Below are 18,365 nucleotides of genomic sequence, written 5' to 3' on the forward strand. Positions count from 1 at the left end.
AGGCTATCGTGATATTCGCGGACCCGGGCGACGAAGGGTGAGGCAGGGGTGCTGTTAGGCCAGTAGGGTCGGCTTGAGCTGCTGCAGGCGCCCCAGCAGGCCGTTGACGAAGGCTGGCGATTCGTCGGTGGAGAGCATTTTGGCGAGTTCGACTGCTTCGCTGACGGCGACGCCGTCGGGCACGTCCGCGTTGTAAAGCAACTCCCAGGCACCCACCCGGAGGATCATCCGGTCCACTGCTGGCATCCGGTCGAGGGTCCAGCCCTGCGAGTAGGTGCCGAGGAACTCGTCGATCTGCTCGCCCTGGGTCATGACGCCCTCGATGATGTCCACCGAATAGGGGGCCACCACCGTGTCGGTCTTCTCCCGCCGGGCTTTGAGCGCCTCGAGCGGTGAGACGGAGCGCTGCTCCGCCTCGAAAAGGATGTCCAGTGCCCTGCGGCGGGCTTTACTGCGGGCACTCACTCGTTGACGCGTCCCAAGTAATCGCCGGTTCGGGTGTCGACCTTGACCTTGGTGCCGGTCTCCAGGAACAGCGGGACCTGGATGTCGTAGCCGGTTTCGACGGTGGCTGGCTTGGTGCCACCGGTGGAGCGGTCGCCCTGCAGGCCGGGCTCGGTGTAGGTCACCTCAAGAACCACCGACGGCGGCAGCTCAACGTAGAGGGCCGATCCCTCGTGCATGGCGATCGTGACCATGAGGCTCTCGAGCATGAAGTTCTCGGCCTGGCCGACGGTCTTGCCGGGAACGGTGAGCTGATCGAAATCCGAGGTGTCCATGAAAACGAAGTCTTCTCCGTCTTTGTACAGGTACTGGTAGTCACGGCGGTCCACTGTGGCGGTCTCGATCTTCAACCCGGCGTTGAACGTCTTGTCGACTACCTTGCCCGACAGGATGTTGCGCAGCTTGGTGCGGACAAAGGCACCACCCTTGCCCGGCTTGACGTGCTGGAACTCGAGAACGTTCCACAAGTTGCCTTCGAGCTTGAGCACCGTGCCGTTTTTGATGTCGTTTGTGGTAGCCACAGGGTCTCTTTCGTGTTAACACATCGGCGTCCGGGCAGGAGTATCCGGAGGCCACATGCGGTGAGGTGGGAAAAGTCCAGAGCCCATTCTACCTTGTGTGGTGTGGACTCCGGGTGCGGTGCGGTAATCAGGAGGCAATCTCCTGGTAGGCGGCAAACAGCAGTGAGGTGTCGGGCACCTCGAGCATCCCGGGGCGGGCGACGTCGTCGAGCACCACGAACCGCAGGAGGTCACCGCGTGACTTCTTGTCCCGGCGCATCCCGTCCAGCAGTGCCGCCCACCGGTCCCGGCGATAGGTTACCGGCAGTTCGAGGAGCTCAAGAACGCTGCGGTGGCGGTCGGCTGTCTCGTCGCTGAGCCGGCCGACCATGCGGGAGAGCTCGGCAGCGAAAACCAACCCTACCGACACGGCAGCGCCGTGCCGCCACGAGTAGCGTTCAGCCAGTTCGATCGAATGGCCCAGGGTGTGCCCGTAGTTGAGGAATTCCCGGCGACCCTGATCCCTAAGGTCCTCCGATACGAACTCGGCCTTCACCGCGACGGCGCGTTCGATGAGTTCGCGGACCGTCGCGGAACCGGCGTCGGACACCGCCGCGGGATCAGCCTCGATCAGCTCCAGAATGCGCGGATCGGCGATGAAGCCGCATTTGACCACCTCGGCCATGCCGGTGAGCAGCTCGTTGCGCGGCAGTGTCGCCAGGGCGTCGAGATCCGCCAGGACGGCTGCCGGCGGGTGAAACGCTCCGACCAGGTTTTTGCCCTCGGCCGTGTTGATGCCGGTCTTCCCCCCGACGGCGGCGTCCACCATGCCGAGCAGGCTCGTGGGAAGGTGCACCACCTTGACGCCACGCAGCCAGGTGGCAGCGACGAAGCCGGCCAGGTCGGTGACCGCTCCCCCACCCACCGCGACGACGGCGTCGGACCGGGTGAAGTCGTTCTGCCCCAGAACCTGCCAGCAGAAGGCCGCCACCTGAATGTGCTTGCCCTCTTCGGCGTCGGGAATCTCTGCTGTCACAGCGGTGAACCCGGCGTCGGCCAACTCGGCGCGCACCGTGTCTCCGGTGCTCCTGAGCGCCCGCGGGTGGATTACCAGGACCCGTCGCACCCGCTCGCCCAGGACAGCAGGGAGCCGTTCGAGTAGCCCGTGGCCGATGACCACTTCGTAGTTCTCGGCGGCGGTGGTCCCCGTAACTCTGATGGTTGTCGGTTCATTGGTGACTATCGGCTCATTGGCCATGGCTGTCCCCTCCTTTGTTCTGGTTCAGCTGAAGATGTTCGGTGAGCTCGGTGACGAGCTGATCAATGCTCAGGCCCCGGGTGTCGAGCACATGATCGGCCAGGCGCTCGTAGATCGGCCGGCGTTCCCGATCCATCCGGGTCCAGGCTTCGAGCGGGTCGTCCGCCAGGAGTGGCCTGCTCCGGTCGCGGGTAATCCGGCGTCGCACGGTGGCAAGGTCAGCGTCGAGGAAGACGACCCGCGCGCCGGCAAGTAGGATGCGGGTGCCATTGTCGAGGACGGCGCCGCCGCCCAGCGAGACCACCTGGTTGGCGGGGGCGCCCCCGAGCACCTCAGCGACGACGCGTGCCTCAAGCGCTCTGAACGCCGGCTCACCCTGCCGAGCGAAGATCATGCTGATCCGCCCGTGCCGCCGGACGATGAGCTGGTCGGTGTCCACGAAGGTCCAGCCGAGGCGCGCGGCGAGGCTGGCACCGACAGCTGATTTGCCGGTAGCCATCAGTCCGATAAAAACCACCGGCCCGACGGCGGGTGAGGGCATCAGTTCCCGGCCGAATTCAGCGATGTTGGGATGGCCGTCAGGTAGGATTCGAGGTTGCGTGAGGTCTCCTGGACCGAGTCCCCGCCAAACTTTTCGGTCACCGCTTCGGCGATCACGAGGGCTACCATCGCCTCAGCGACCACGCCCGCCGCTGGGACGGCACACACGTCGGAGCGCTGGTGGTGGGCGCGGGCCGCGTCCCCGGTGCTGACATCGATGGTGCGCAGTGCCCGTGGGACGGTAGCGATCGGCTTCATGGCGGCGCGCACCCGGAGGGTGTCGCCGATACTCATACCCCCCTCGATACCGCCGGCGCGGTTGCTGGTGCGTTCGATCATGCCCGAGTCGCCGCGCACCATCTCGTCGTGGGCTTTGGACCCTCGCCGCGCCGCGGTGAGGAACCCATCGCCGACCTCGACGCCTTTGATGGCCTGGATGCCCATCAGCGCAGCAGCGAGCCGGGAATCGAGCCGCCGGTCCCAGTGCACGTAACTTCCCAGGCCCGGTGGCAGTCCATAGACCACTACCTCAACCACACCGCCGAGGGTTTCGCCCTCCTTGTGGGCGGCATCCACCTCGGACACCATAGCCAGGGAGGTTTCCCGGTCAAAGCAGCGCAACGGATCCTGGTCGAGCGCGAGCACATCGGTGGGGCGGGGCAGCTCCGAGCCTTCGGGAACCGCAACCGAGCCGACGGCCACCGTGTGACTGACGAGGCTGATGCCAAGTGCCGAGAGGAACCGTGCGGCTACTTCCCCCAGGGCAACCCGCGCGGCTGTTTCCCGGGCGCTGGCACGTTCGAGGACCGGCCGTGCCTCGTCGAACCCGTACTTCTGCATTCCGGTGAAGTCGGCGTGGCCCGGCCGCGGGCGGGTGAGCGGCGAGTTCCGGGCCAGCGCGGCCAGATCGGAGGGATCCACCGGGTCGGCTGACATAATCTGGTCCCACTTGGGCCATTCGGTGTTGCCCACCTGGACGGCGACAGGTCCGCCCTGGGTGATCCCGTGACGGACGCCTCCGATGATGCTGACCTGGTCCTGCTCGAATTTCATCCGGGCACCCCGACCGTAGCCGAGCCGCCTGCGGGCCAGTGCCGCCTGGATGTCACTGCTCGTGATCTCCACGCCTGCAGGCATTCCTTCAATAATTCCCACCAGTGCCGGTCCGTGGGATTCTCCGGCAGTTAACCAACGCAACATGCTTCCAATCCTGCCACGGTAACTGTACTGTTTCAGCGCGCGGGAGCCCCGACTGCGTCACACATGACTTTTAGGACCGTTGCATCACCGGTGAAAGCGGCTCCCGAGAACAGTCTGACCTGCTCCACCGCCTGGTAGATGAGCATTTCCAGACCCGGAACGATGACACCTCCATGGGAGTGCCAGGCGCTGGCGAGGGAACTCGGCCAGGGAACGTAGGCGGCGTCGAGCAGTACCGGCGGCATCGTCGCCGGTGCCTGGGGTGTACTGAGGAGTTTTCCGGCGAGGTCGTCGGCTCCGTGCGGGGGGAGCGTCGAGATGACGACGTCGGCGTTCCGGACGCTGTCGAGTGCACCGCTCCATTCGCGGAGCTCGACGCTGAGGTTCAGGGTCCGCCCCAGGGCTTGCAGGGGGGCGGCCCGTTCCAGTGAGCGGACGACGACAGTGGTCTGGCCCGCGCCAAGTTGCTGCAGTGCCGCCAGCGACGCTGCAGCAGTTCCCCCGCCGCCCAGGATGACCGCCGAGCGGGGCGGGTGGACTACTCCGCCGTACCTGAGGGCGCCGACGATGCCTGCGACGTCGGTGTTGTGGCCGGTCAGCACACGCTCCGGGCCGGCGCCGTCGGCTGTCACGGTGTTCAGGACGTTGAGCACCGTGGCTGGTCCGCTCAACCGGTCCACGAGGGGAACCATTGCCGCCTTGTGCGGCATGGTGACCGACAGGCCGCACCAGAGCTCGTCGGCGCGGAACTGATCGACGAATGACGCCAGGTCCGGCGGCAGCACCTCGATGGCGTCGTAGCTGCAGTCGAAGCCCAGGGAGGCGTAGGCTGCGCGGTGCAGAGCGGGTGATCGGGAGTGCCCGATGGGGCTCCCGATCACTGCGGCCCGCCGCTGGCGGGTGCCCTCAGGGGTGCCGGCGGCGGAGTGCGCCGACGGGAGCACCTAGCTGCACCTGCCGGGGTTGTCGGAGCACCAGGCCTGATATTCGGCAACGTAGACAGCATGTTCGGCGAGCGTCTCGGAGAACTTCGTTTCGCCCGTGTCGAGGTCAACCGTGACCCAGTAGTAGAAGGGCACGTCGGCGGGGTTGACCGCCGCAGCGATCGCCTCGGCTCCCGGGGACCCGATCGGTCCGACCGGCAGCCCCGGGTTGGCGAACGTGTTGTACGGGTTGGATTCATCGGCCCGTTCCTCTTCGGTGAAGTCGAAACTCCGCCGGTCCAGGCCATATGTGACAGTCGCGTCGGACTGGATGAGCCCGTTCGTCTCGGTGTTGTCTTCCTGCAACCGGTTCTCGATGGCACCCGACACCGCAGCGTAGTCGGCTTCACCCGCCTCGGCTTCGATGATGCTGCCGATGGTGAGGATGTCGAACTGCTCCGCTGGTTCGGTGACCCCGGCTTCCGCCAGCAGGGCAAACGAGGCATCAACCATGATCTGGATCATCTCGGCCGGCGTCGCGTCGACGTCGAACCTGTACTCCCCGGGGGCGAGGTAGCCCTCAAGGCTCGTTGCGTCGTCGGGCAGACCGAACTGGGCGGGTGCCGCGGCCAGCTCATCGAATTCTTCACGGGGAATGGCTGTCGATTCAGCCAGAATGTCCAGGGTTTCGCCTTGACGAAGACCCTGCGCGACGGCGGCGTAGTTCACCTGATTCGATTCGACGTCGAGTAGCGCGAGGGCGGCGCCCTCGGAGGACATCTGGTAGCTCAGCTCATACTCGCCGGGCTGCACCTCACGACCGTCTGCCACCTGTTGCAGCGCCGCAACAAATTCAGACCCGTCAGCGACAATGTCTTCCGTTTCGAGGCCCGTGCCGATAGCCAACGGACCGGCACCCTCGGGAACTGTGAAGACCACGCTGCCCTCACCGGGTCCTGCGTAGTCGGTGATGTCGTCAAGACCGAGCAGGTCACGCAGCATGAGGGACACGGCGACAACCACGCCGATGAACGCGAGGACAACCACCAGCATGACCACAGTACGGCGTCGGCGGCGTCGCTGTTTGGCCTTGGAGGGGCGGCGGCTGCGCCCCTGACTGGACCGCGGTTCGAAGAACTGCTCCACCGGCTGGACTGCGTCGTCGTGAGGACCGTCCGCCACGTCGTCGTGCTGACCATCGTCGGCGTGACGACCAGGTTCGCTGTCGGCGGCCGGGAACTGGGGGTGGTGATGGCTCACAGTTCCAGGTTCCTTTCGCGGCTGTTCTCCGTAATGTCTGGCTCCTTGGTAAGGGTCAGCGGATCCCCTGGTGAGGAGGTCCGCTGTCGTGCTGCGACGGGATCCCCCACATCCCGCAGCTGTGACCGTTGCATGTCGATGGCGTGCTGGAGGATTTCCACAGCTGCCACCTGATCTACCACCTTACGATGGTTGCGGGTATTCAAGCCAGCTTGACGCAAAGACCTGTGCGCTGACACTGTGCTCAGACGCTCGTCGATGAGCCGGACGCTGACGGGTAGACCGGCCCGTTCAATGGCATTCGCGAGCTCCAGCGCATACCCCCGCGCCATCTCGGTCGACGCCGACTCGGTTCCGCTGAGGTTCCGTGGCAGACCGACAAAAACCTGGACCGCTGCGCGCTCGGTAATCTCCCGGACCAGGATATTGAGGTCAGACTTCTTCTTCAGGTCCCGTTTCATGGTCCGCACCGGGGTGGCGATCAGGGATCCGCTGTCGCTGCTGGCCACCCCCACCCTGACCATTCCGACGTCGACGCCAAGCTTGACGCCGCGGGGGTAGCCTTCGGTGGGAGTGCCTGGGTGGTCGGTCATTGACGCCTCGGATACCGGTCAGCGGGACGCGACAGCGGCCCGGATGGCCGTCAGGGCGGCGCCCACCTGGGTGGGATCGGAACCGCCGCCCTGGGCGACGTCGTCCTTGCCGCCGCCGCCGCCGCCGAGAATCCCAGCGGCTACCCGCACCAGGGCGCCAGCCTTCACTCCGGCCGCGCGGGCTTCCTCATTGGTCGCCACCAGCACCATGGGCCGGGCGTTGCTTACCCCGGCGGTTGCCACCACAGCGGCACCCGATCCGAGCCGGTTCCTCAGATCCAGTGCCAGGGTCCGCAGGTCATCGGCACCGCCGATTGTTCCGGCGTCGTGGGCGAGGAGGCGGACACCGTCGACGTCGACGGTGCTGCCCGTAAGCGCGGCAGCCGAGGCGCTCAGGGCCTCCTTGCGGAGCCGCTCGAGTTCCTTTTCGGCGGCCTTGAGTCTGGCCAGGGTGGCTGCCACGCGTTCCGGGAGCTGCACTGACGGCACCTTGAGCAGATCGGACAGCTCGGTGACCAGTGCGCGCTCGGCCGCAAGATGACGGAACGCATCCATGCCGACCAGGGCCTCGACCCGGCGGTTGCCTGAGCCCACCGACTGTTCGCCGAGCAGGGTGAGGGAACCGATCAGCGACGTCGACCCGACGTGGGTGCCGCCGCAGAGTTCGCGTGACCAGTCGCCGTCGATCTCGACCACCCTGACGGTGTCGCCGTAGGCTTCACCGAACAGGGCCGTCGCGCCGAGGGCTTTCGCCTCGTCGAGCTTCATCAACCTGGTTTCCACCGTGTGGTTGTTGCGGATGGCGATATTGGAGACCTCTTCGATCTCCGATCTGGCGCCCGCGCTGATGCCCTCGCCCCAGGAAAAGTCGAACCGCAGGTAGCCGGCCTTGTTGAAGGAGCCGCGCTGCAGCGCCTCGGGGCCGAGGATCTGATGCAGTGCGGCATGCACAATGTGGGTACCCGAGTGGGCCTGCTCCCCCGCGTGGCGACGCTGCCGGTCCACAGCTGCCACGACCGGAGCGCCAACCGACAGCTCGCCCTCCCTGACGACGGCGCGGTGGACGCTCAACCCTTTGACGGGGCGCTGGACATCAAGCACCTCGACGACGAAACCGTTGCCGGTGATCAGTCCGACGTCGGCGGCCTGGCCACCGGCTTCCGCGTAGAACGGCGTCTGGTCGAGGAGGAGGTCGATTTCTTCGCCCTGGGAGGCTACGGGCACGGCCACGCCGCCACTCACTATCGCCACGACGAGCGACTCGGTCGTGAGCTCGTCATACCCGGTGAAGACGGTCTGGCCGCTGGCCAGCAGCTCAGTGAAGACCGAAAGGTCGGCCTGACCGGCTTTCTTGCCGCGGGCGTCGGCCTGCGCACGCTGACGCTGTTCGAGCATCAGTGTCCGGAACCCGCCGGCGTCGACGGCCAGACCCGCTTCGGCAGCCATTTCGAGGGTCAGATCGATGGGGAACCCGAACGTGTCGTGCAGGGCGAATGCGTCCTCGCCGGACAGGGGGCGGCCGGCAGCCTTGGATTCCTGGACCGCTCCCTCCAGGCGCGCGGTGCCCGAGGCGATGGTGCGCAGGAACGCGCGCTCCTCGGCGTAGGCGATCCGGCTGATCCGCTCGAAGTCTTTCTCCACCTCCGGGTAGGTGCCCTTCATGGCATCCCGGGACGCTGGCAGCAGCTCGGGCAGGCAGGCGCGTTCGACGCCGAGCAGGCGCATAGCGCGCACGGCGCGGCGGATGAGACGGCGCAGCACGTATCCGCGGCCCTCGTTGGAGGGGGTGACGCCGTCGGCGATGAGCATCAGTGCTGACCGGATGTGGTCGGCGACGACCCGCATGCGGACATCGTCGGTGTGGTGCGGGTCGGTGTCCGATTCGGCGCTCGTATAGGCCTTGCCCGACAGCTCGGCGGCACGATCGAGGACCGGACGGACCTGGTCGGTTTCATACATGTTTTCGACACCCTGCAGGACCAGGGCGAGACGCTCCAGGCCCAGGCCGGTATCAATGTTCTTCGCTGGCAGCTCACCGGCGATATCGAAGTCTTCCTTGCTGCGAACCGCGGACAGCTGGTACTGCATGAAGACCAGGTTCCAGATTTCAATGTATCGGGGCGAGTCGGTCTCGGGTCCGCCAGCAATGCCGTACTCGGGTCCCCGGTCGTAGAAGATTTCCGAGCAGGGCCCGCCGGGGCCGGGCTGGCCGGTACTCCAGTAGTTCTCGGCTTCGCCAAGCTTCTGGATCCGCTCGGCCGGAACGCCCACCTGGTCGCGCCAGATGGCGAGGGCTTCGTCGTCGTCCTTATAGACGGTGACCCAGAGGCGGTCGGGGTCAAGCCCGAAACCGCCGTCGTCGAGGGACGAGGTCAGGAGTTCCCACGCCATCGGAATGGCGCCTTCCTTGAAGTAGTCACCGAAGGAAAAGTTGCCGCACATCTGGAAGAACGTGCCGTGGCGGGCCGTTTTGCCGACCTCCTCAATGTCTCCGGTCCTGATGCATTTCTGGATGCTGGTGGCTCGATCAAACGGCGCCTTCTCGCGGGCCGTCAGATACGGGATGAAAGGAACCATGCCGGCGATGTTGAACAACAGGGACGGGTCGGTCGACACCAGGGACGCCGACGGCACAACCGTGTGCCCCTTACCTTCGAAATAGGCGAGCCAGCGGCGTGCGATCTCATGGGATTTCATGGAAGCTATCAGTCCTTACGATCTGTTCAGTGAGGGATCCCGTGGATAGCGTCTCACTGGATCCGCAGTGCAGGGCCGGCTGAGGAGCCAGCGGGCGGGTTACTGGCTGACCCGGTCGGGACGGGTGGCGGCTGGGTCGATACCGAGGGCCGCGCGGAGGTCCGACTCGCGCTCCTGCATTCCGGAGCGCAGGGTGTCGGCGAAATGGGCGATACCGTCCGTGACCTCGCCCATCGCTCGGTTCAGCCCGGCTGGTCCGTAGCTGTCGGCAACCGAAGACAGCTTGCGCACGGCGATTACACCGATAGCGACACCAGCGCCCATCCAGATAACTCGCATAATCATTGTATTTTTCATGGCTTCCTCAACGGCTGCGACGGCGGGGGGCGGGCTTGCTTCGACCGGCCAGGGCGGTACGAACCCCATAGGAGAACGCCGCCACCTTGATCAGCGGCGCACCGACGGTGGCGGCGACCAGTGAGGACAGGGCGGAGAGGTTGGCTGTCGCGTCGGAGACGTTGGACGTGATTCCATCAACATTCTTCAGCTGCTGATGCGTGGTGGTAACAGTGCTCGTCACCTCTTCGATCAGGGGCGTGGCCTCGTTGCTGAGGCTCCTGATGGTGGTCCGCAGTTCGTCAAAAACCTTACCGAGCTTCCACACCGGCACAGCGAGCAGTGCTACCAGCACCGCAAACACACCGGCTGCGATGAGGCCGGCGATATCTCCACCAGACATGGATCGTGTCTCCTTTTGAATCAGGTAGGCCGCCTGGGCCTCGATAGCTCGGCGGCGATAACTTACCTCTGTACCTTACCTACTCAAAGGCCCGCGGCGTATGCCGCGGGCCTTTGAACAGGGTCCATGCTGAAATAGCTCAGGAATCAGCGTGCGTAGTACTCCACCACGAGCTGCTCTTCACAGGTCACGGGGACCTCGGAGCGCTTGGGCCGGCGCACCAGGCGAGCCTGAAGCTTGTCCAGCTGAACCTCGAGGTAGCCGGGAACTGCTGGCAACACGTCGCGGTGCGCGCCTGCGGCGGCAACCTGCAGCGGGTCGAGGACCTCACTGCGAGGGTGAACGTGAATGAGCTGTCCTTCGGCGACGCGGTAGGACGGACGGTCAACGCGTGAACCGTCAACCATGATGTGACGGTGAACAACCAGCTGACGGGCCTGCGCGCTAGTGCGGGCGAAGCCAGCGCGGAGCACCAGAGCATCGAGACGCATTTCGAGCAGTTCAATCAGGTTCTCACCAGTCAGGCCCTTGGTGCGGCGTGCTTCTTCGAAGACCCGGGTCATCTGGGCTTCGCGGATGCCGTACTGGGCGCGCAGACGCTGTTTTTCGCGCAACCGTACAGCGTAGTCGCTGTCCTGCTTGCGGCGGGCGCGTCCGTGCTGGCCGGGCGCGTAGGGCCGACGTTCCAGATACTTTTCAGCCTTTGGGGTCAAAGCGATGCCGAGGGCTCGCGAAATGCGAACCTTACGGCGGGCACGTGTGTTGTTAGCCACGAATACCTTCCATTATTTTTGCGGCAAAGCAGCTCTCCCATTCAGCCGGTCTGACCCAGCTGAACGGTAGGCACTTTCAGTGTCGCTGGCCTCCACTTGCGGAGAGCCGGGAGTAGCCGCTTCCCGGTACTACAGTTCGCCCGCACACAGACCACACCTAAGGGAGACCGCCGAAGCGGATATCCAGTAGATGATGGGCGCGCTCAACGCGACTTGCCAGTCAACCAACTATCCTAGCAGTGCCAGACGGGCACTGGAGAATCACTTCCCCCTGATGATCCGCCGGAGCCGCGCCAGCCGCGAACCGATGTCCCGTTCAGCACCCCGGTCGGTGGGCAAGTAGTAGTCGTGCCCTGCCAGATCGTCGGGGGCGTACTGCTGGGCGGCGATGCCGTGGGGCTCATCGTGCGAATACACGTAGCCGCTGCCGTGGCCCAGTTGCTTCGCTCCCGGATAGTGGGCGTCCCGTAAATGTTGTGGGATGCCCTGGCCTCGGCCCGCCCTCACATCGGCGACAGCTGCGTTGATTCCGTTATAGGAGGCGTTGGACTTGGGTGCGGTGGCGATGTGCACCACCGCCTCGGCCAGGATGATCCGGCCCTCGGGCATACCGATCAGCGCCACTGCCTGGGCGGCAGCGACAGCCGTCTGCAGCGCCGTCGGGTCAGCCATACCAACATCCTCGGCCGCCGAAATCATGAGCCGCCGAGCCACGAACCGGGGGTCCTCCCCCGCCTCGAGCATCTTCGCCAGATAGTGGAGCGCAGCGTCGACGTCGGACCCCCGCAAGGACTTGATGAACGCACTGGCGACGTCGTAATGCTGGTCTCCGGCGCGGTCATACCGCAGCGCAGCCACGTCGACTGCCTTCTCGGCGTGCTCAAGCTCCACCACTACCGGTGCGCTCGGATCGGCGGAGGCCGAATGGGCAACTCCTGCGGCCGCTTCCAACGCCGTCAGACCACGGCGGGCATCCCCGGCGGCGAGCCTGACCAGGTGCTCCATCGCGCCGTCGCTGATCCGCACCGACCCGTCGAGGCCCCGCGGATCCTCGGCTGCCCGGGCTAGGAGGTTCGCGATGTCAGCCTCGGTGAGGGGTTTCAGGGTCTGCAAAAGCGACCTGGACAACAGCGGCGACACCACCGAAAACGAAGGGTTCTCGGTGGTCGCCGCGATCAGGACCACCCACCGGTTCTCAACCCCAGGCAGCAATGCGTCTTGCTGCGCTTTGTTGAACCGGTGGATCTCGTCGAGGAACAGCACTGTGGTGGTGCGGTGCAGGTCGCGGGCGGTCAGCGCCTCGTCCATGACCCGGCGAACGTCCTTCACACCCGCGGTGATCGCCGAGAGTTCAACGAAGGTTCTGCCGCGACCCCGCGCAATGACATGGGCGAGGGTGGTCTTTCCCGTTCCCGGGGGTCCCCACAGGATGACTGACGACGGTCCGGCCGGCCCCGTGCGGTCGGCGTCGCCGGCCAGGCTGCGCAGCGGTGAACCCGGGCCGAGTAGATGCTGCTGACCGACCACTTCGTCGATGGAGCGCGGTCTCATTCTGACGGCGAGCGGGCTCCGGTGGCGTTCAGCACTGCTGGCGCTGCGGGTGGGCGCGGCGTCGTCGTCCTCGTCGTCAGCTCCGTAGGCGGCACTGAATAGATCATTCACACAGCCAAGGCTACTGTGAAGCACTGACGGCAGGAGCATCGGCGGCCGCACTACAGCGGGGGTGCACGCCATCGGCGTGGAGAGGGAGTAGTCATGGGATCACCGCGCCACGTGTTGGTGCCGCCCGAACGGCTGCCCGGCTGGGTGGACCGGTTCGTCGCCGGGAACGGCGGGTTGGCGTGCACGGCTGAGCTTGATGCGGAGGTCCGCTCGCGCGGCGGGCTGATGCTGCGCGGGACCAACGGGCGCGTAGCCCTCCTGGAACCGCCCGGGGAAGCTGCTGCCGGCTCCGGCCCCGACAGCACGACCGTCGATGACCTGATTGCCTTGGCCACCAGTCAGCGCCTCGTCGGGCTGGTGCTGGTGCGGCGGGGCGGTTACGCGGTGGGCGTTGCCGAGAATGGCAGGTTGATCGCGTCGAAGACCGGCACCAAATATGTGCAGTCCCGGACCGCTGCCGGTGGCTGGTCACAGCAGCGGTTCGCGCGGCGTCGGGCGAACCAGGCGTCAGGGCTGGCCGACGCGGCGGCGACGCACACGGCACGGCTGTTCGGGGAGCATCGTCCGGGTTTGCTGCAGTTGGGCGGCGACCGGCCGCTGTCCGCCGAGACCCTGGCAAACCCCCTGCTGCGCAGCTACCATTCCCTGCCGCAGCTGAAGTTTCTCGTGGTGCCCGATCCGCGGCTCGACATCCTGCAGCAGGCGGCAATCGATGCCCGCTCGATCAGGATCACCATTATTGATGCCTGACCTCCCACAGACGCAGGGCGGTCTCCCTTGGCCCGGTTCCGACTGGCCTTGATTCTGTGCGGCCCTGTTCCGTGCGGCGAGGAGCTATCGGCGCTCGTCTGCAGCGCGCTTTTCTGCGGCGCGCTGCGCCGCAGCGCGGAGACTCACGACGGCGGCGTCGGGATCTGCTGCGCCGTAGACGGCCGACCCTGCAACGAAGACAGTGGCCCCGGCGTCGGCGGCGCGCAGGATGGTGTCCTCGGTAATCCCGCCGTCGACCTGGATGGCAACCGCGAGGCCGCTTCCTTGGACCGCGTCGGCGGCCCGGCGGATCTTGGGCAGCATGACGTCGAGGAACGGCTGTCCGCCGAATCCTGGTTCGACGGTCATGATGAGCAGGAGGTCCAGTTCACCCAGCAGGTCCAGGTACGGTTCAACCGGCGTTGCCGGGCGCAGCGCCAGCCCTGCTTTCGAGCCGATGCTGCGGAGTTCACGGGCCAGCCGGATCGGCGCGGCGGCAGCCTCGGCGTGGAAGGTCACCGAGGCGGCACCCACCTCGGCGTAACCGGGGGCCCACCGGTCGGCGTCGTCAATCATCAGGTGGACGTCCAGCGGGAGAGCACTGACCTCCTGGATCCGTTTGACGACCGGCAGGCCCAGCGTGAGGTTGGGAACAAAGCTGTTGTCCATCACATCCACGTGCACCGCATCGGCCGAGGCGATACGTGCCAGCTCAGTCTGGAGGTTCGCGAAGTCGGCGGACAGGATGCTTGGGTTGATGCAGCAGGCGGTCATGGCGCTCCTTCGGCGGGGGTGAGTGTTTTTAAGCCGTGCGACGGATCAATGCGAGATACATGGCGTCGGTGCCATGAATGTGAGGCCACAACTGGGCTGTGGACCCGTGACCGGCCGCTAGCGCACCGGTGAGGCTGACGCCGTCGAGCGCCGCCCCGGCGTCGATGAGTTCGACGTCGTCGCGGCGGCGCAGGCAGTCCTGAATCACCGCTGAGGTCTCGGCCGGGTGGGGTGAACAGGTGACATAGGCCACCACCCCGCCGGGTCGGACGGCCCGAAGGGCCGCGGCGAGGAGTTCACGCTGCAGTGTCCCGAGGGCAGCAATGTCGGAGGGCTTCCGTCGCCAGCGGGCTTCCGGCCGACGGCGGAGCGCACCAAGTCCGGTGCAGGGGGCGTCGACGAGGACCCGGTCGAAGGTGTCGGGAAGCTCGTCAGCGACGGTCCGACCATCGCCGACGCGCACGGTCCAGACTGCGGGATCGAGCGGCCGGAGGGCCTGCCGCACCAGTTGGGCGCGGTGCTCGGCCGGTTCGTTGGCCACCAGGGTGTGGCCGCGCTGCTGAGCGAGGGCACCGAGCAGGGCTGATTTCCCCCCCGGGCCTGCGCACAGGTCGAGCCATTGCTCGGACTTGCGCCCGTTCTCGACGGCGCCGTTCAGTTCCACGGCGGCCAGGGCTCGGGCGACCAGCTGGGACCCGGCATCCTGCACCCGGGTGGTGCCGACCCGGATGCTTTCCAGTCGGCCCACGTCACCGGCGGAGAACAAGGCTGACCCTTCGGCGAGTTCACCGGGTTCGGCTCCCGCTTCGAAGGCCTCATCGAGGGACCCCAGTCCGGGGAGGGCCAGCAGGTTGACCACCGGTGCAGCATTGTTGGCGGCCAGCAGGGTCTCGATCTCCGAGACGTCGCGGCCGTGGTCCACGAGAGCCTGGCGGAGGGCGCGGACAATCCACTCGGGGTGGCTGTGCGTGAGTGAGCTGATTTTGGTGGCGTCGGTCAGGCCGGTCGTAAGTTCAGCAACCCATTGGTCAAGGGTCTTCGCTGAGACCCGGCGCAGGACCGCGTTGATGAGGGCCGACGGTCCGGCGCCAATCACCGCGCGGGCTAGGCCCACCGTCTGGTCCAGGGCGGCGTGGGCTGGTACCCGCATCGCGAGCAGCTGATGAGTGCCGATCCGCAGGGCGTCGAGGATCGCCGGGTCAAGCTTCTCCAGGGGTCGATCGACGCAGGTCGCCAGCACCGCGTCATACGTGCCCTGCCCGCGCAGCGCCCCGTAAGCCAACTCGGTGGCGAACCCGGCGTCACGTTTGTCAAGGCGATGCTTCCTGATGCTGACGGGCAGCACGAGGTTGGCGTAGGCGTCATCGGCAGCGACAGCGCGCAACACTTCGAACGCCACCAGCCTCGCCGGGTCGGCACGCCGGGTCCGCTCCGAGGGCGCAGCGGTGGAGAACCCACGCGGTTCTGGCCGGTTGCGCTCACGGCCGGCAGCGTTACGACGCCGTTCCGAGCCGCCGGTGCTGCCTTGTCCCTGTTGGTTGGTCACGAGAAAACCAGCTCTCCTTGTTGGAGGGCGCCGCGCGCCCAATCCTGTGCACGCATTGGCTTTTTCCCGGCGGGCTGGACATCGCCGAGGACGACGGCGGTCGAGCCTGTACCCACCAGCACTGAAGTCCCGTCGAGTGTGACTTCGCCCGGCGCCAGGTCCGGGACTACGTCCGACGCCGGCGCGGAGTCCGATACTGACCGGGTTGCTAGTGAGACCGGACCGACCTTCACCCGCTGGTCACCGAGCCGGGTCCAGGCGCCCGGTTCGGGCGTCACCCCGTTGATCCTGCGCCGGACGGTAAGGGCCGGCTGGGACCAGTCCACCCGTGCGTCGTCGATCATCAGCTTCGGAGCCAGGCTGACGGCCCCCTGCTGGGGAACCGCCTCGGCCCGGCCCGCGGCGACAGCGGACAGGGTCTGTACCAGAAGGACAGCCCCGCTGTGGGACAACCGGTCCAGCAGCTCGCCGCTGGTGTCGCTGGGCCGCACGGCTTCGGTCATGGTCCCGTAGACCGGCCCGGTATCAAGGCCCACCTCAAGGCGGAAGGTGGATGCGCCAGTGAGTTCGTCCCCGGCGATCACCGCGTGCTGCACCGGAGCCGCACCGCGCCAGGCCGGCAGCAGCGAGAAGTGAAGGTTGATCCAGCCGTGCACCGGGAGGTCGAGGGCACCTGACGGAACCAGCCCGCCATACGCGACAATCGCCGCCACGTCGACGCCGAGTGCGGCGATCTGTTCAATGATGGGGCCGTCGATGCGGTTGGCGCGAAGAACCTGAAGGTCCAGTTCCGCGGCCCGGGCGGCCACCGGGCTGGGCGTCATGACCCGTTTCCGCCCGAGTGGTGCGTCTTCGCGGGTCAGCACAGCGACGACGTCGAACCCTGCCTGGACCAGCGCGTCGAGGGACGGCACCGCGACGGTCGGGGTGCCGGCGAAGATCACCCTCATGGCTGCCTGGTTCCGTGGCCGGTTGGCCGTCCGGTTGGCCGTCCGGTTGGCTGTCCGGCGGCCTGCGCCGTGGCAGATCCGAATCCAAAACTGGAGCCGATGGACTGCGCCCGTTCCCGTGCCGTTCGGTCTGCGACGGCCGAGTAGGTGGAGCTTCGGATGGCGCGCATGGCAGCTTTCCGGTGCTCCCCCACCAGCCGTTGAATGTAAAGCGAGCCGTTGAGGTGGTCGGTTTCGTGCTGGAAGCACCGGGCCAGCATACCCGTCGCTTCGTACTCGACCGCCTGTCCATCGACGTCCAACCCGGTCACCCTGGCCCAGTTGGCCCGCTCCACCGGGTAGCCGAGCCCGGGGATGGACAGGCAACCTTCTGTGTCGTCGGGTGCCACCTCGGCGCCCACGTTGAGGAGTGGGTTCACTACATACCCCGAGGCGTTGCCGATCCTGAAGGTGAACACCCGCAAACTGATCCCCACCTGGGGGGCAGCAAGACCGGCGCCCTGCACATCGTCCATCGTTTCCGTCATGTCAGCGACCAGCCTGGCGAGATCGGGGCCGAACCCGGTGACCTCTGCAGCAGGGGTTCTCAGTACCGGGTCGCCGATGATCCGAATGTTCAAGACGGCCATGCTTTACGTGGTCCTAACGTTTGTGGAGGCTTCATATATGGAGACTTCATGTGGGAACTTTGCTGCGAAAACTTCACCGGGTGTTGACGGTTCACTACTGCCGATTGTTCACCGGCTGATAACTTCTGGGGCTCACTGCCATTCTAGGCGGGAACCAGGAGGCTCCTGAGCTGGCCAGTGGTTTGCCCGGCTGTCAGCACGCGGCCGGCACCGGTGGTGGGCCAATGGGGAGCAGCGCGCGCCCGGCGGCCGCGGCGTCAAGCCCAGCCTCCCACGACCGTCTCAGCGCGCAGAACCGGAACCAGTGCTCTTTCAGGACGTCGGGGTTGGCCCGCATGGCCCGCACTTCAGTCTTCCCGATCGCCACTCCCAACAGGATCAGTTCGTGGTCGTACTTCCACGGCTCCCAGGACCCCGCTTCGCCGTCGATCAGGCTCTCCTGAGCCTTCATTCCGGCGACCAGTTGCATCACCACTTTGTCGTCCAGTGGCTTGACCTGGCCATCACGATCGGTGTTTTTGGTCTTGAAGTCGATCAGGCACATCCGCCCGCCGATCTCGGCGAGCAGATCAAGAGTTCCGGCGTAGCCCACCTCCTGATTCCACACGGTCAGCTCCGCCGCGATGGGCCGCACCTGGTACAGCGTCCACCATTCGTCGAAGCGGGCGGCGAAGGCCTCCTCGCCGTTTTCGACGAGGGCCAGCCGGGCGGCGTCGACGTCGTGAGACTGTTCGAGATCCCGCAGCGCAACCTGCTCGCAGTAGTAGTGCACTCGGGTGCCGCGACCGGCTGCCTCATCCCGGTACCGTTCGGCGGCGACCGAGGCATCCTTGACCACCGTCCGAAGCTGTGACGGATTGCCGAGCGCCGCGGGCACCCGGGGATCATTGGCGACGGCGTTGGCGGCCATATAGCCGATCCACCCATCAAGCGACGTCGTCGCCTGAGAGATGACGGTGGTGATCGACGGAACGATTGGGCGGTCAGAGGTCGATCGGGAGTACATGCGTCCGTGCTCAGTCGAATGAGCCAGCAGCGGTTGAGTCATGCTTCCAGTCTGACACCGG

The 18,365-nt window shown here is 66.2% G+C and carries 19 protein-coding genes; 1 reads left to right on the forward strand and 18 read right to left on the reverse strand.

The features are described 5' to 3' along the window. Nucleotides 1-54: 54 nt before the first annotated feature. From nusB to ACX80O_RS13445, 13 genes are all read right to left on the reverse strand, one after another. The gene (gene nusB / locus ACX80O_RS13385) at nucleotides 55-465 is read right to left on the reverse strand and encodes a transcription antitermination factor NusB (protein WP_459259248.1); all 411 of its coding nucleotides are present in this window, start codon (nucleotides 463-465) and stop codon (nucleotides 55-57) included. After that, entirely contained in the window at nucleotides 462-1,025 is a 564-nt protein-coding gene (gene efp / locus ACX80O_RS13390; protein ID WP_196840554.1) for an elongation factor P, read from the reverse strand. Before efp ends, nusB begins: the two co-directional genes overlap by 4 nt. Nucleotides 1,026-1,152: 127 nt before the next feature. Beyond that, on the reverse strand, nucleotides 1,153-2,262 hold the full coding sequence (aroB, locus tag ACX80O_RS13395; protein WP_459307245.1) for a 3-dehydroquinate synthase: 1,110 nt from the start codon (nucleotides 2,260-2,262) through the stop codon (nucleotides 1,153-1,155). Then, the gene (locus tag ACX80O_RS13400; protein ID WP_459307244.1) at nucleotides 2,252-2,761 is read right to left on the reverse strand and encodes a shikimate kinase; all 510 of its coding nucleotides are present in this window, start codon (nucleotides 2,759-2,761) and stop codon (nucleotides 2,252-2,254) included. Before ACX80O_RS13400 ends, aroB begins: the two co-directional genes overlap by 11 nt. Nucleotides 2,762-2,802: 41 nt before the next feature. Next, nucleotides 2,803-4,002 (reverse strand): chorismate synthase, encoded by a 1,200-nt coding sequence (gene aroC, locus ACX80O_RS13405; RefSeq protein ID WP_459307243.1) that lies wholly within the window; start codon nucleotides 4,000-4,002, stop codon nucleotides 2,803-2,805. A 32-nt stretch (nucleotides 4,003-4,034) separates the two neighbouring features. Further along, nucleotides 4,035-4,946, reverse strand: a complete 912-nt coding sequence (locus tag ACX80O_RS13410; RefSeq protein ID WP_459333735.1) for a shikimate dehydrogenase — start codon at nucleotides 4,944-4,946, stop codon at nucleotides 4,035-4,037. Then, a complete protein-coding gene (gene mltG / locus ACX80O_RS13415) occupies nucleotides 4,947-6,185 on the reverse strand; it encodes an endolytic transglycosylase MltG (protein WP_459333736.1) in 1,239 nt (412 codons plus the stop codon). Further along, nucleotides 6,182-6,778: a Holliday junction resolvase RuvX gene (gene ruvX, locus ACX80O_RS13420; RefSeq protein WP_459307240.1), complete on the reverse strand. Its 597-nt coding sequence runs from the start codon at nucleotides 6,776-6,778 to the stop codon at nucleotides 6,182-6,184. The genes mltG and ruvX overlap by 4 nt, the downstream gene beginning before the upstream one ends. Before the next feature lie 18 nt (nucleotides 6,779-6,796). Further along, nucleotides 6,797-9,475, reverse strand: a complete 2,679-nt coding sequence (gene alaS, locus ACX80O_RS13425) for an alanine--tRNA ligase (protein WP_459333737.1) — start codon at nucleotides 9,473-9,475, stop codon at nucleotides 6,797-6,799. 99 nt (nucleotides 9,476-9,574) lie between these two features. Further along, nucleotides 9,575-9,832, reverse strand: a complete 258-nt coding sequence (locus ACX80O_RS13430; protein ID WP_459307238.1) for a DUF6167 family protein — start codon at nucleotides 9,830-9,832, stop codon at nucleotides 9,575-9,577. Nucleotides 9,833-9,839: 7 nt separating this feature from the next. After that, nucleotides 9,840-10,214: a DUF948 domain-containing protein gene (locus ACX80O_RS13435; protein ID WP_459333738.1), complete on the reverse strand. Its 375-nt coding sequence runs from the start codon at nucleotides 10,212-10,214 to the stop codon at nucleotides 9,840-9,842. A 146-nt stretch (nucleotides 10,215-10,360) separates the two neighbouring features. Next, on the reverse strand, nucleotides 10,361-10,987 hold the full coding sequence (gene rpsD, locus ACX80O_RS13440) for a 30S ribosomal protein S4 (RefSeq protein ID WP_019482828.1): 627 nt from the start codon (nucleotides 10,985-10,987) through the stop codon (nucleotides 10,361-10,363). A 261-nt stretch (nucleotides 10,988-11,248) separates the two neighbouring features. Then, entirely contained in the window at nucleotides 11,249-12,649 is a 1,401-nt protein-coding gene (locus ACX80O_RS13445; protein ID WP_459333739.1) for a replication-associated recombination protein A, read from the reverse strand. 93 nt (nucleotides 12,650-12,742) lie between these two features. Between ACX80O_RS13445 and ACX80O_RS13450 the strand changes: the two genes are divergently transcribed. Then, entirely contained in the window at nucleotides 12,743-13,399 is a 657-nt protein-coding gene (locus ACX80O_RS13450) for an acVLRF1 family peptidyl-tRNA hydrolase (protein ID WP_459333740.1), read from the forward strand. 84 nt (nucleotides 13,400-13,483) lie between these two features. On the opposite strand, the gene rpe is transcribed toward ACX80O_RS13450, so the two are convergent. The 5 genes from rpe to ACX80O_RS13475 all read right to left on the reverse strand — a co-directional run bounded on the left by rpe (nucleotide 13,484) and on the right by ACX80O_RS13475 (nucleotide 18,346). Beyond that, on the reverse strand, nucleotides 13,484-14,173 hold the full coding sequence (gene rpe, locus ACX80O_RS13455; protein ID WP_459307234.1) for a ribulose-phosphate 3-epimerase: 690 nt from the start codon (nucleotides 14,171-14,173) through the stop codon (nucleotides 13,484-13,486). 28 nt (nucleotides 14,174-14,201) lie between these two features. Next, entirely contained in the window at nucleotides 14,202-15,719 is a 1,518-nt protein-coding gene (locus ACX80O_RS13460) for an RsmB/NOP family class I SAM-dependent RNA methyltransferase (protein ID WP_459333741.1), read from the reverse strand. Then, nucleotides 15,716-16,669 carry a methionyl-tRNA formyltransferase gene (gene fmt, locus ACX80O_RS13465; RefSeq protein ID WP_459307232.1) on the reverse strand — a complete coding sequence of 318 codons (954 nt, stop codon included), beginning with the start codon at nucleotides 16,667-16,669 and terminating at the stop codon, nucleotides 15,716-15,718. The genes ACX80O_RS13460 and fmt overlap by 4 nt, the downstream gene beginning before the upstream one ends. Then, nucleotides 16,666-17,298, reverse strand: a complete 633-nt coding sequence (def, locus tag ACX80O_RS13470) for a peptide deformylase (RefSeq protein WP_459333742.1) — start codon at nucleotides 17,296-17,298, stop codon at nucleotides 16,666-16,668. Before def ends, fmt begins: the two co-directional genes overlap by 4 nt. Before the next feature lie 193 nt (nucleotides 17,299-17,491). Beyond that, the gene (locus ACX80O_RS13475) at nucleotides 17,492-18,346 is read right to left on the reverse strand and encodes a cytochrome (RefSeq protein ID WP_459333743.1); all 855 of its coding nucleotides are present in this window, start codon (nucleotides 18,344-18,346) and stop codon (nucleotides 17,492-17,494) included. Nucleotides 18,347-18,365: the final 19 nt, after the last annotated feature.

It is taken from the genome of Arthrobacter glycogeni, from assembly GCF_054511155.1.